10 protein-coding genes are annotated in these 11,896 nt (G+C 71.2%); all 10 read left to right on the forward strand.

Annotated features, from left to right (window positions below):
* Positions 1 to 114: 114 nt before the first annotated feature.
* Positions 115 to 1,923 carry a hypothetical protein gene (locus QBL25_RS25260; protein WP_409059254.1) on the forward strand — a complete coding sequence of 603 codons (1,809 nt, stop codon included), beginning with the start codon at positions 115 to 117 and terminating at the stop codon, positions 1,921 to 1,923.
* Positions 1,920 to 2,300: a hypothetical protein gene (locus QBL25_RS25265; RefSeq protein ID WP_409059255.1), complete on the forward strand. Its 381-nt coding sequence runs from the start codon at positions 1,920 to 1,922 to the stop codon at positions 2,298 to 2,300. The genes QBL25_RS25260 and QBL25_RS25265 overlap by 4 nt, the downstream gene beginning before the upstream one ends.
* A gap of 24 nt (positions 2,301 to 2,324) precedes the next feature.
* Positions 2,325 to 3,086 (forward strand): hypothetical protein, encoded by a 762-nt coding sequence (locus QBL25_RS25270; protein WP_409059256.1) that lies wholly within the window; start codon positions 2,325 to 2,327, stop codon positions 3,084 to 3,086.
* A 58-nt stretch (positions 3,087 to 3,144) separates the two neighbouring features.
* On the forward strand, positions 3,145 to 3,393 hold the full coding sequence (locus tag QBL25_RS25275; protein ID WP_409059257.1) for a helix-turn-helix transcriptional regulator: 249 nt from the start codon (positions 3,145 to 3,147) through the stop codon (positions 3,391 to 3,393).
* Positions 3,390 to 3,941 carry a hypothetical protein gene (locus QBL25_RS25280; RefSeq protein ID WP_409059258.1) on the forward strand — a complete coding sequence of 184 codons (552 nt, stop codon included), beginning with the start codon at positions 3,390 to 3,392 and terminating at the stop codon, positions 3,939 to 3,941. Before QBL25_RS25275 ends, QBL25_RS25280 begins: the two co-directional genes overlap by 4 nt.
* A gap of 128 nt (positions 3,942 to 4,069) precedes the next feature.
* The gene (locus QBL25_RS25285; protein WP_409062766.1) at positions 4,070 to 5,293 is read left to right on the forward strand and encodes a low temperature requirement protein A; all 1,224 of its coding nucleotides are present in this window, start codon (positions 4,070 to 4,072) and stop codon (positions 5,291 to 5,293) included.
* Positions 5,294 to 5,480: 187 nt separating this feature from the next.
* Positions 5,481 to 7,010 carry an aldehyde dehydrogenase family protein gene (locus QBL25_RS25290; RefSeq protein WP_409059259.1) on the forward strand — a complete coding sequence of 510 codons (1,530 nt, stop codon included), beginning with the start codon at positions 5,481 to 5,483 and terminating at the stop codon, positions 7,008 to 7,010.
* 135 nt (positions 7,011 to 7,145) lie between these two features.
* Entirely contained in the window at positions 7,146 to 8,684 is a 1,539-nt protein-coding gene (locus QBL25_RS25295; RefSeq protein ID WP_409059260.1) for a GMC family oxidoreductase, read from the forward strand.
* Positions 8,681 to 9,790, forward strand: a complete 1,110-nt coding sequence (locus QBL25_RS25300; RefSeq protein WP_409059261.1) for a glycine betaine/L-proline ABC transporter ATP-binding protein — start codon at positions 8,681 to 8,683, stop codon at positions 9,788 to 9,790. The genes QBL25_RS25295 and QBL25_RS25300 overlap by 4 nt, the downstream gene beginning before the upstream one ends.
* Complete coding sequence (locus QBL25_RS25305; RefSeq protein WP_409059262.1) at positions 9,787 to 11,802, forward strand: ABC transporter permease; 2,016 nt, start codon at positions 9,787 to 9,789, stop codon at positions 11,800 to 11,802. The genes QBL25_RS25300 and QBL25_RS25305 overlap by 4 nt, the downstream gene beginning before the upstream one ends.
* The last annotated feature ends 94 nt before the right edge of the window (positions 11,803 to 11,896 follow it).

Consider the following 11,896-nt stretch of genomic DNA (forward strand, 5'->3'; position numbering starts at 1 on the left):
CCCCTCGTTCACTTGCTCGGATTCACTTGTTCGAGGGGCATCATCACCTTTCCGTGGCCCGTGGGTGCACGCTCCGTTACGATCCAATTCCGCTTCCCCTCAACGGAGTTGGCCATGGCAGCTCACACCGAGGCCACCAGACTGCTGTGCGCCGGCGTCCATCTGGACGCGGCCTTCCGCAGGCGGGTCGTCTCAGAACTCGTCGGCCACGCGGAGCGCCCCGTGGCGCCCCCGCTCGGTGCCGACGTGCTTCCGGTGCTCGCGCACGCGCTGCGCGCCCGGCGCGAGGAGTTGTTCACCGCGCTGCTCCTGGCAGCCGTGTGGACCGGGTTCCTCGTCACCGACGCGGTGATGCTCTGGGACACGCTCGAAGACGACCGGGGCGGAACGTCCGGCGTCTCCGGGGTCGATCTCGCGCTGCTCGCCTTCGACCCGGACGACCTCGTGGACACGGGCCCCGACGGCACGCTCGGCTCCTTCGTGCCGGGCGGCTGGGCGATGGCGTACGCCGTGGTCGTCCTCTCGCTGTGGCTGGCGCGGATCGTCTCCGGCCGGGGCGCGGACGGCGGCATCCTGCGGCGGGTGGAGCTGCCGGCCCCGCTGGCCTGGCTGCGGCGCCGGATCGGCTGGCTGGTGACCGCGTTCGTGTGGTGGGGCGCCGCGGCGTACGGATACGCCGCGTTCGCCGTCATCAAGGACACCCCGTACCCCGTGATCTTCCCGCTGCTCGTCGCGGCCGTGGTGTGGCGCCACCAGTTCCTGCGCAAGCGGGCCCTGCGCTCCCAGCTCTCCCGGCAGGCCTTCGCCGAGACCGAACAGCCCCGGGTTCCGCGGCGGTTCTCCCGCATCGTCGACTGCATCCACCGCGAGCAGAACGCCCGGGTCACCCTCTACGACGCCAACCGCCCCTTCGTGGGCGCCGGAAAGCCCCGTAAACCGTGGTCGGTCGTGCTCGAACTCCAGCGTGCCGACCAGGACGTGGAGGGCGGAGTGCCGCCCCAGCGGACGTACGAACCGCTCGCCGCGCGCGAGGTCATCAGGATGATCGAGCCCCGCCTGAAGGACCTGCGCAGATCGGCCGCGGCCACCAGCGTGGACCGGCTGCGGGACCTGGAGATCGAGGAGGTCGTCTACCTCCCGGCGGGCGCGGGCCGCGACGAACAGCTCTACACCGGACAGGGGTACGAGACCGCGGGGCTCTACGACGCCGGGCAGGCGGCCCGCCATCTCGAACGGGCGGCCGGCGAGGGCGGGGAGGCGCGGCGCCACTTCCTGCGGATCCGGGTCGGCGCCTGGAACGAACAGGTCGTCGTCTCGCTCCTGGTCAGGGTGCACACCCAGGGCGGCATGCTGGTCCTCGAAGTGGTGCCGCACGTGCTCGGGCCGATCGTCCCCGAGTTCCGCGAGGTCGACACGCTCGTGGCCGGCGAACCGGAGGGGCCCGTCCGCGACGCCCTGCGCGCCTGCGTCGACGGGCCCGCGGTCGGTGTGGCGGTCGGTGTCGCCGCCCTGCGCACGCTGCCCTCGCTCGTCCCCTCGTTCCGGCTCTGGCTCACGCACCCCGAGACCCCCGACACGCCCGTCGTGCGCGCCCTGCGGACCGTGTGCTCCTGGCTGGGCGTCGGCGCTCCCGTGCGGCGGCCGCCGGACGCCCCGCTGGTCTCGCTGCGCGAACTGGCCAGCACCGACGACCTCTCGCTCTTCCAGCAGATGGACGTCGCCCGCTACATCCGCACGCTCCAGGACCGCATCGGCGAAGGCGTCCGGGACGCGCTGCGGGCCGGCGGCTTCCGCACGGACCGCCTGGAACAGAACATCACGCAGATCACCAACAGCGGGGTCTACATCTCGGAGATGTCCGGCGGCGCGCTCGCCACCGGCTCCCACGGCCAGGCCACGCACACCGAGAGGAGCACGGCATGAGCGGCGAGCAGGACGCCGGCGGCGGCGCACACGTCCAGATCGGTTCGATCACCGGCGGTTCACAGGCCTTCGGGTCGCACGGCAAGGCGGAGTCCACCAACCACACGGTGGTGGCGGCCGACCCCAAGCAGCAGCATCTGCTCACCCAGGTCCGGGCCCTGCGCGCCGAACTGGGCCGGGCCGACGGGCGCACGGCCGACGACGAGGCGCTGGACGCCGAACTGGGCGAGGTGGAGGGTGAGATCAGCCGCGCGGGCCGCAGCGCGCCGGGCCCGCTCGGCGCGCTCCGCACCCGCCTGGAGCAGTACGGCGCCGCCGCCGCGACCGCCGCGTCCGTGACGGCCGTCCTGCAAGCGATCGCCCAGATCACGGGCTGAGGGACGAGGGACGAGGGACGAGCGGTGCGCATCTTCGACGCCGACCGCCAGGAGTGGGTCGCGCACGACGAGGAACGACGGATCGCCGAGCTCCACGACCGGGACGCGGTCCTCCAGGGCAAAGCGCTGCGCGGTGTCGTGGCGGTGCTCGCCGTGTGCGGACTCGCCTTCGGGGGCTGGGCGCTCGGCTGGAAGGACGAGCCGCGGCCGACGGGGTATCTGACGGTGCTCGAACAGCCGCCGCACGAGGCGGCGGACGCGGGCACGGAGGGCGACACCGCCGCACCGTCGCCCTCGGGGGTGCCGCCCGCTCCGTACGAGGAGGTGTTCGACGAGGAGGGGTACCGCCTCGCGGTGCCGCGGGGGTGGGTGCGTGACCTGGTCGAACCGAGCGCCGAGTTCAACGTCGTCAACTACCGCAGCCCGCAGGGGGACGCGCGGCTCCAGGTGTACCGGGTGAGCGAGTCGTCGCCGTACGCCTCGCTGCGCACCTGGCTCGACGAGACCCGGATGCCCGGCGGCTTCGACCGGATCGGCGCGCTGAAGCGCAGGAACGACGACGGCCGCCCCGCGGCCCGGCTCGAATACGTCGCCGACGGGTTCAAGGGCGAACCGGACATCGGCACCTGGCACGTCATCGACCACCGCTTCGAGGCGGTGGACGGACAGCTGTACGCCGTGGCGGTGTACGGCTCCGACGCGGACGGCAGGGACGACGAGGAGGAGTTCATGTCCACCGTCCTGTCGTGGTTCTGCCCGCCCGACGAGGCCTGTGCCACGCCGTGATGCGCGACCTCCCTTCTCTCTGTTGCGCCCCTGCTCAGTAATGTAGTACTTCTTATACATGAGCGAGCAGGTGCACAACAGGTTGGCGATGGTGCGCGCGGAGCGGAAAGTGTCGCGCCAGAGCCTGGCCGAGGCGGTGGGGGTCCACTACCAGACCATCGGCTACATCGAGCGCGGGCAGTACAACCCCAGCCTCGACCTGGCACTGAAGATCGCGGGATTCTTCGGGCTCCCGGTGGAGGCGCTGTTCTCCCTGGAGCCGTTCCGCCCGCTCACGGACGAGGTCTACGGCAGGAGTCAGGGATGACGGACCAGCGGGTGCGGGAGACGGGGACGGGCACGCGGCGGATGACCGCCTACGACCGGCGGATGCTCGCGCTCATGAACCGGCGCGAGGGCGCACCGATGTACGCCACCGCCGGGCGCAGGCGGCTCGCGGTCGGCGCCCACATCGCGCTGACCGTGGCGAGCGTCGTGGCCTGGCTGCTCACGGTCGTCGGCGACCAGCGCTGGGCGATGTGGACGATGCTCGCGCTGCTGCTTCCGTGGTGCGTCGCCACCGGTGTCATCAACGGCGCCACGCGCGGCCTCCTCGAACTGCGCGAACGCGTCCTCGACGAGCGGCAGCGCGCGGAGCGGGTCCGCGTCGCGGCGCGCGCCCGGCAGAACATGCTGTGGCTGCTCCTGGCGGCGGCGGTCTGCGCCGGATTCGCCGCGTACCAGGGGTGGGAGGCCGAAGGGCTGCTCTTCCCCGTGCTCTTCACCGCGTTCGTCGTGCACTGGCTGATGCCGCTGTGGGTGGCGGGACTCGCCGTACAGGACGAGCCCGCGGACCCCGACGACGACATCTCCTGAGTGCGGCGCGGGCGTGCCGGGCGCCCGTGTCGGAAATGATGGCGCGCATGAACGATCCTCAGAACGCCGACAAGCACCGCGAGCCCGCCGGTCCCGGCCCGCGCGGCCTGTCGCGCCGGCTGATTCCGATGACCGGCCGCGACCCCGAGGAGCACGGCCGGGTCTCCTCGCCCCTGGAGCTGCTGTTCGACCTGACCTTCGTGGTCGCGGTCGGCACGGCGTCGTCCCAGTTCGCCGAGATGGTCGCCGAAGGGCACGCGGGCCAGGCGGTCGTCGCGTTCGTCCTGGCCATGTTCGCGATCAGCGTCGCCTGGATCAGCTTCAGCTGGTTCGCCTCCGCCTTCGCCACCGACGACTGGCTCTACCGGGCCCTGACGATGGTGCAGATGATCGGCGTGGTCGTCTTCGCGCTCGGACTGCCCGCGCTGTTCCACTCCGTGGAGGAGGGCGGCCACCTCGAACTGCGCGCCATGGTCATCGGGTACGTCGTGATGCGGATCGCGATGGTGCTCCAGTGGTATCGCGCCGCCCGGCAGTCCCCGTCGTTCCACGCCGTCGGCATGGCCAACATCCGCTGGACGGTGATCGCCCAGGTCGGCTGGATCGTCGTGGCCTTCCTCCAGCTGCCCGTCGCCGCCGTCTTCGTCGCGTTCGGCGTCCTGGGCGCCCTCGAACTCCTCCTGCCGGTGCTCACGCAGGGCTCCGCCGGCGGCACCCCGTGGCACCCGCACCATGTCGCCGAGCGATACGGCCTGTTCGCGATCATCACGCTGGGCGAGGGCGTCGTCGGTACCGTCGCCTCCTCCGGCGACCTCCTGGGCGGCGGCGACGGCACCCACTGGACCGGGAACGCGGTCGCGGTCGTGGTCGCCGGGGTGGGCCTGACCTTCGGCATGTGGTGGACGTACTTCATGACGCCGTTCGGCGACATCCTGGTGCACCGCCGCAGCCGCGGGTACCTCTTCGGCTACGGTCACATCCCGGTGTTCATCGGCATCGCCGGAGCCGGCGCGGGACTGCACGTGGCGGGCCTGTACATGGAGCACCACGCAGAGCTCTCCGGCACGGGCGTGGTCCTCTCGCTCGCGCTGCCGGTCGGCGTCTTCCTCAGCATGGTCTATCTGCTGCACACCCTCCTGCTGTCCGCGGCCGACCGCTTCCACCTGCTCCTGCTCGCCCTCACCCTCGCCGTGCTGCTCGCCGCGGTCCTGCTGGCCGCCGCCGGCGCGTCCATCGCGGTGTGCCTGCTCGTGGTCATGCTCGCGCCGTTCGTCACCGTGATCGGCTACGAGACGGTCGGCCACCGGCACCAGCGGCGGATGCTGGCGGAGCTCGGCACGCGCACCGCGTAACGGCCGCGCGTTTCCCGGAGGGTGGCGGCATGGCGCACTCTCCACGGACAAACCGTTCTTCCGGCGTACGTATCGCCCCAGGTACCCGCACGCGCAGTGACACAGCGCACTTTCAGTTATGTAATGCGCATGGTTTCTTCACTCCGGGGCATGTGCTCCCGGCTACCGCGGGTGACAGGCGGGGCGTATGACAGGAACGGAAGGCAAACGGGACGTGTCGGCACAACAGACCATCCACGTGGGCGGGGAGTGGCGCGACGCCCTCTCCGGCGCCACACGCGAGATTCTCGACCCGGCTGACGCCAAGCCGTTCGCAACGATCGCCGAGGGCGGCACCGAGGACACCGACGCGGCCATCGCCGCCGCGCGCGAGGCGTTCGACCACGGACCGTGGCCGGCCACACCCGTGGCCGAACGGGCCGCGCTGCTGCGCCGCGTGGCGGACCTCCTCGTACGCGACCGGGAGAAGATCGGGCTCCTGGAGAGCCGCGACGCGGGCAAGACCGTCGAGGAGGGCCGGGTCGACGTCGACTGCGTGGCCGACGCCTTCCGTTACTTCGCCGACCTGGTGATCGGCGAGGGCGCAGGCCGTGTCGTCGACGCCGGGTCCGACGACATCCACAGCGTCGTCGTGCACGAGCCGGTCGGCGTCTGCACGATGATCACGCCCTGGAACTACCCCCTCCTCCAGGCCAGCTGGAAGATCGCCCCCGCGCTCGCCGCGGGCAACACCTTCGTCATCAAGCCGAGTGAGGTCACTCCGCTGACGACGGTCGTGCTGATCGAGCTGCTCGTCGAGGCGGGCCTGCCGGCCGGCGTCGCCAACATCGTGACCGGCCCCGGCCACACCGTCGGCGCGCGCCTGTCCGACCACCCCGACGTCGACTTGGTCTCCTTCACCGGCGGCCTCGTCTCCGGCACCAAGGTCGCGCAGGCCGCCGCCCTCGGCGTGAAGAAGGTCGCCCTCGAACTCGGCGGCAAGAACCCGAACGTCGTCTTCGCCGACGCCTGCGCCACCGAAGAAGGCTTCGACACCGCGGTCGACCAGGCGCTGAACGCCGCCTTCATCCACAGCGGGCAGGTCTGCTCCGCCGGTGGCCGCCTCATCATCGAGGAGTCGGTGCGCGAGCGCTTCGTCGCCGAACTCGCCCGCCGCGCACGCCGCATCAAGCTCGGCCGCGGCACCGAGGCCGGCGTCGAGTGCGGCCCGCTCGTCTCGCGGCAGCAGCGCGAGAAGACCGAGGCGTACGTCGCCTCCGCGCTGGAGGAAGGCGCGGTCCTGCGCTCCGGCGGCAAGCGCCCCGAGCCCAGCGACGTGCGCCCCGCGACCGGCTACTTCTACGAGCCGACCGTCCTCGACCAGTGCCACCGCGAGATGCGCGTCGTGCGCGAGGAGGTCTTCGGCCCGGTCCTGACCGTCGAGACCTTCCGCACCGAGGACGAAGCGGTCGCGCTGGCCAACGACACCGAGTACGGTCTCGCGGGTGCCGTCTGGACCAATGACGCGGGCCTCGGGCGCCGCATGGCGCGGCGCCTGCGCCACGGCACGGTCTGGATCAACGACTTCCACCCCTACCTTCCGCAGGCCGAGTGGGGCGGCTTCGGCAAGAGCGGCGTCGGGCGCGAGCTCGGACCCGCCGGACTCGCCGAGTACCGCGAGTCCAAGCACATCTACCAGAACCTCGCGCCGCGGCCGGTCCGCTGGTTCGCGGGCTAGCCCCGACTCGTCACGGCGTGCGCGGGGGCGGTTCCGCCGCCCCCGCGCACGCTGCATGTCGGCAGGTCCGAGCACTCCCCGCTCACTACGCGCAAGCACTTTGCACGACACCTCGCAGGAAGAGGAGCAGCACGCATGGCTGAGACCACCCAGTACGACTACGTCATCGTCGGCGGCGGCACCGCCGGTTCGGTGATCGCATCCCGCCTCACCGAGGACCCGGACGTCACCGTCGCCGTCATCGAGGGCGGCCCCAGCGACATCGACCGCGAGGACGTCCTCACGCTGCGCCGCTGGCTCGGCCTGCTCGGCGGCGACCTCGACTACGGCTACACGACCACCGAGCAGCCGCGCGGCAACTCGCACATCCTGCACAGCCGCGCCAAGGTCCTGGGCGGCTGCTCGTCGCACAACACCCTGATCTCGTTCAAGCCGCTGCCGTCCGACTGGGACGAGTGGGAAGAGGCGGGCGCCACCGGCTGGGGCTCGGCCGCGATGGACCCCTTCTTCGGCAAGCTGCGCAACAACATCGTGCGCGTCGCCAAGAAGGACCAGAACCAGATCGCCACCGACTGGGTCGAGGCGGCCAAGACCGCGCTCGGCGTCCCCGAGGTCGTCGGCTTCAACGACAAGCCCTTCGACGAGGGCGTCGGCTTCTTCGACCTGTCGTACCACCCGGAGAACAACAAGCGCTCCTCCGCGTCCGTCGCCTACCTGCACCCCCACATGGAGGCCGGCGACCGCCCCAACCTGCGGCTGTTCCTGGAGACGTGGGCCACCAGGCTGGAGCTCGACGGCACGACCGCGCGCGGCGTGCACATCCGTACGAAGGACGGCGCCGAGCAGCTGCTCACCGCCCGCCGCGAGGTGCTCGTCTGCGCGGGCGCCGTCGACACGCCCCGGCTGCTCATGCTCTCCGGCATCGGCCCCGCCAAGGACCTCGAAGCCCTCGGCATCCCCGTCGTACACGATCTCCCGGGCGTCGGCGAGAACCTCATCGACCACCCCGAGTCGGTCATCGTCTGGGAGACCGAAGGACCGATCCCCGGCAACTCCGCGATGGACTCCGACGCGGGCCTGTTCGTGAAGCGGGACCCGGACCACAAGGGCCCCGATCTGATGTTCCACTTCTACCAGATCCCCTTCACGGACAACCCGGAGCGCCTGGGCTACGAACGCCCGGAGCACGGTGTCTCGATGACGCCCAACATCCCCAAGTCCCGTGCCCGCGGCCGTCTCTTCCTGACATCCGCGGACCCGGAGGTAAAGCCCTCGCTCGACTTCCGTTACTTCGAGGACGAAGGCGACTACGACGGGCAGACTCTTGTCGACGGCATCAAGCTGGCCCGCAAGGTCGCGCAGGCCGAGCCCTTCGCCAAGTGGCTCAAGCGCGAGGTCTTCCCCGGTCCCGACGTCACCGACGACGCCGAGATCGGTGAACTCGTGCGCAAGGCCGCGCACACCGTGTACCACCCTGCGGGAACCTGCCGAATGGGAGCTTCCGCTGATGAACTTGCTGTAGTCGACCCGGAGCTGCGGATCCGGGGTCTCGAGGGAATCCGAATCGCGGACGCATCCGTCTTCCCGACGATGCCTGCCGTGAACCCGATGATCGGAGTGCTCATGGTCGGGGAAAAGTGCGCGGAACTGCTGACCGGGAGTGATGTCCGATGACCACCACCACTGACAAGACGCCTGTCCCCGAGACGCCCGCCTCCGAGGAGGCCGCGCCCGTGTTCGCGGTCCGGGACCTGTGGAAGGTCTTCGGCCCCAAGGCCCGGAGCATCCCGGGCAACGAGGAGTACGCGGACCTCTCCGCGGTCGAGCTGCGCGAGCGCACCGGCTGCACGGCGGCCGTGCGCGACGTCAGCTTCGACGTCCGGCGCGGCGAGGTCTTCGTCGTCATGGGCCTGTCCGGCTCCGGCAAGTCGACGCTGGTGCGCACCCTGACCCGGCTCATCGAGCCGACCAGCGGATCCATATCCATGGACGGCCGGGACGTGCTCGGCATGGACAAGAACCAGCTGCGCGAGCTGCGCCGCCACAAGGCCGCGATGGTCTTCCAGAACTTCGGCCTGCTGCCGCACCGTTCGGTCCTCGACAACGTCGCCTACGGCCTGGAGATCCAGGGCGTAGGCAAGGCCGAGCGCCGCGCCAAGGCCCTGGAGGTCGTCGCCAAGGTCGGCCTCGAAGGCATGGAGGAGCGCCGCCCCACCCAGCTCTCCGGCGGCCAGCAGCAGCGCGTCGGCCTGGCCCGCGCCCTCGCCGTCGACCCCGAAGTCCTCCTCTTCGACGAGCCGTTCAGCGCGCTCGACCCGCTGATCCGCCGCGACATGCAGGAAGAAGTCATCCGCCTGCACCGCGAAGAGGGCCGCACGATGGTCTTCATCACCCACGACCTCAGCGAGGCGCTGCGCCTCGGCGACCGCATCATGCTGATGCGCGACGGCGCCATCGTGCAGCTCGGCACCCCCGAGGAGATCGTCGCCAACCCGGCCGACGACTACGTCCGCGACTTCGTCCAGGACGTCTCGCGCGAGCAGGTCATCTCCGTGCGCCGCGCCATGCGCCCGGCCGAGGGCGACGAGGCCGAGTCCGGTGCCGCGATCGGCCCGGACATGCTGGTCGTCGACGCGATCGAGGCCGTGGCCCGCAGCGGCGCGTACTGCCGTGTCGTGGACAACGGCCGCACGCTCGGCATCGTCGACCACGAGCAGCTCCTCGCCGTGGTCGCGGGCCTCGACAGCGATCCCCGGGACAAGGCGGTGGCCGCCGTATGAGTGCCCCGGCTCCCGTCCTGGAGAAGAAGGACACCGTGTCCCCGCCGGGTCCTCCGGCCGACGGCCCCCGGCCGCTCGCCGGTCTCCTGCGCAACCCCAAGGCGATCCTGCTGCTCTGCGCCGTCCTGGTCGCGGTCGTCTCGGCGGCCGTCACCGCGAACGGCGTCTGGCCCGCCGACCTGACCTTCGACGTGCGCTCGCCGCTCGACGACGTCAACACCTGGATGGCGCAGAACCGCGACACCCACCCGGTCTTCCTGTACTTCCTGCTGCACATCAGCAACGCCGCCGAGTCCTCCGTGGACGGGGTGCTCAGCGGTCTGGAGAGCCTCGGCTTCATCGGTGTGACCGTCGCCGCCGTGCTCATCTCCTGGTACGCGGGCGGGGCGAACCTGCGCCGCCGCGCACTGGCCCTCGCGGGCACCGCCTTCGGCACGTTCGCCGTGATCGGCGTGCTCGACGTGTGGGAGGAGGCGATGGAGACCCTCGCCCTGATGGTGGTCTGTGTCGCCGTCGCGGCGCTGGTCGGCGTGCTCCTCGGCCTCGCGGCCGGTCTCTCCGACCGTGCCGAGCGCATCCTGCGGCCGGTCTTCGACACCATGCAGGTGCTGCCGGCCTTCTCGTACCTCCTGCCCTTCGTGTTGATGTTCGACGTCGGCACCCCGGCCGTCTTCATGGCGACCGTCATCTACGCCGCCCCGCCGATGGCCAGGCTCACCTCGCTCGGCCTGCGCGGCGCCGACGCGGCGGCCCTCGAGGCCTCGCAGTCGCTTGGCGCCAGCGCCTGGCAGCGGCTGTGGACGGCCCGCCTCCCGCTGGCCCGCAAGCCGATGCTGCTCGGCCTCAACCAGACGATCATGATGTGTCTTTCGATGGTCGTGCTCGCCACGGTCGTCGGCGCCGGCGGTCTTGGCGACCCGATCTTCACCGCGATCTCCACCCTCGACGTGGGTCTCGCGGCCCCGGCCGGCATCGCGATCGTGCTGATCGCCGTCTGGCTGGACCGCACGACCGCCGGATTCGGCGAGCGCGTCGACGACGCGGCACCGGCGCGCGGCGCCGTCGCCACCCGCATCCTGTGGGCCGTCTCGGCCGCCGTGCTCGCGGGCGCCGTGGTGCTCGGCCAGGTGCTCGGGCGCACGGAGTGGCCCGAGAACTGGGTCATCTCCATCTCCCAGCCGATCAACGAGGCCGTCGGCTGGATCGAGCGCGAGCTCGGCTCCGGCATCCCGGTCATCGGCGGCACGCTCACCTGGGCCAACGGCTTCATCCGCTGGGGCATCAACCCGCTCTTCGACGGCCTGCTCGCCACCCCGTGGTGGGCGGTGCTCCTGGTGGCCGGTGTCCTCGCCTACCTCGCCGGCCGCTGGCGCGCGGCGGTCACCGTCGTGCTCGCGCTCGCCGCGATCGGCGCGATGGGGCTGTGGAACCGCTCCATGGACACGCTCTCGCAGGTGATCGCCGCCCTGGTCGTCACGCTGATCCTGGGCTTCGCCATCGGCGTGCTCGCCGCCCGCGTGTCCTGGGTGGAGCGGGGCATCCGCCCGGTGCTCGACACCATGCAGACCCTGCCGGCGTTCATCTATCTCATCCCGATGATCGCGCTGTTCGGCTCCAACCCCGCGGCCGCCGCGGTGGCCTCGGTCATCTACGCGCTGCCCGCCGTCATCCGCATCACGGCCCAGGGCATCCGGCAGGTCGACCCCTCGGCCCTGGAGGCGGCCCGCTCGCTCGGCGCCTCCACCGGCCAGCAGCTCTGGCAGGTGCAGCTGCCGCTCGCCAGGCCCGCGCTGCTCGTCGCCCTCAACCAGGGCGTCGTCCTGGTCCTCTCCATGGTCGTCATCGGCGGCATGATCGGCGGTGGCGCGCTCGGCGTCGACGTGGTCAGGGGTCTCACCAAGGGCGACCTCGGCCTCGGCCTGACCGCCGGCATCGCGATCGTCTGCCTCGGCGTCCTGCTCGACCGCATCTCCCAGCCCGGCGCCGACGTCAAGGAACGCGCACTGCGCTGACGTACTGACGTACGATCCCGGACCCCGCTCTCCTGCTACGTAAGGGAACAATCTCGTGAACTACAGCAAGCGGACACGCACTTCGGTCCTCGCC

The organism is Streptomyces sp. SYP-A7185 (genome assembly GCF_046103685.1).
GTDB lineage: Bacteria > Actinomycetota > Actinomycetes > Streptomycetales > Streptomycetaceae > Streptomyces.

Excerpts from the sequence above, each read along its gene's own strand:
- QBL25_RS25260 (WP_409059254.1), top strand. The coding sequence starts at position 115 with ATGGCAGCTCACACCGAGGCCACCAGACTGCTGTGCGCCGGCGTCCAT.
- QBL25_RS25265 (WP_409059255.1), top strand. The coding sequence starts at position 1,920 with ATGAGCGGCGAGCAGGACGCCGGCGGCGGCGCACACGTCCAGATCGGT.
- QBL25_RS25275 (WP_409059257.1), top strand. The coding sequence starts at position 3,145 with ATGAGCGAGCAGGTGCACAACAGGTTGGCGATGGTGCGCGCGGAGCGG.
- QBL25_RS25280 (WP_409059258.1), top strand. The coding sequence starts at position 3,390 with ATGACGGACCAGCGGGTGCGGGAGACGGGGACGGGCACGCGGCGGATG.
- QBL25_RS25285 (WP_409062766.1), top strand. The coding sequence starts at position 4,070 with ATGACCGGCCGCGACCCCGAGGAGCACGGCCGGGTCTCCTCGCCCCTG.
- QBL25_RS25290 (WP_409059259.1), top strand. The coding sequence starts at position 5,481 with ATGACAGGAACGGAAGGCAAACGGGACGTGTCGGCACAACAGACCATC.
- QBL25_RS25295 (WP_409059260.1), top strand. The coding sequence starts at position 7,146 with ATGGCTGAGACCACCCAGTACGACTACGTCATCGTCGGCGGCGGCACC.
- QBL25_RS25300 (WP_409059261.1), top strand. The coding sequence starts at position 8,681 with ATGACCACCACCACTGACAAGACGCCTGTCCCCGAGACGCCCGCCTCC.
- QBL25_RS25305 (WP_409059262.1), top strand. The coding sequence starts at position 9,787 with ATGAGTGCCCCGGCTCCCGTCCTGGAGAAGAAGGACACCGTGTCCCCG.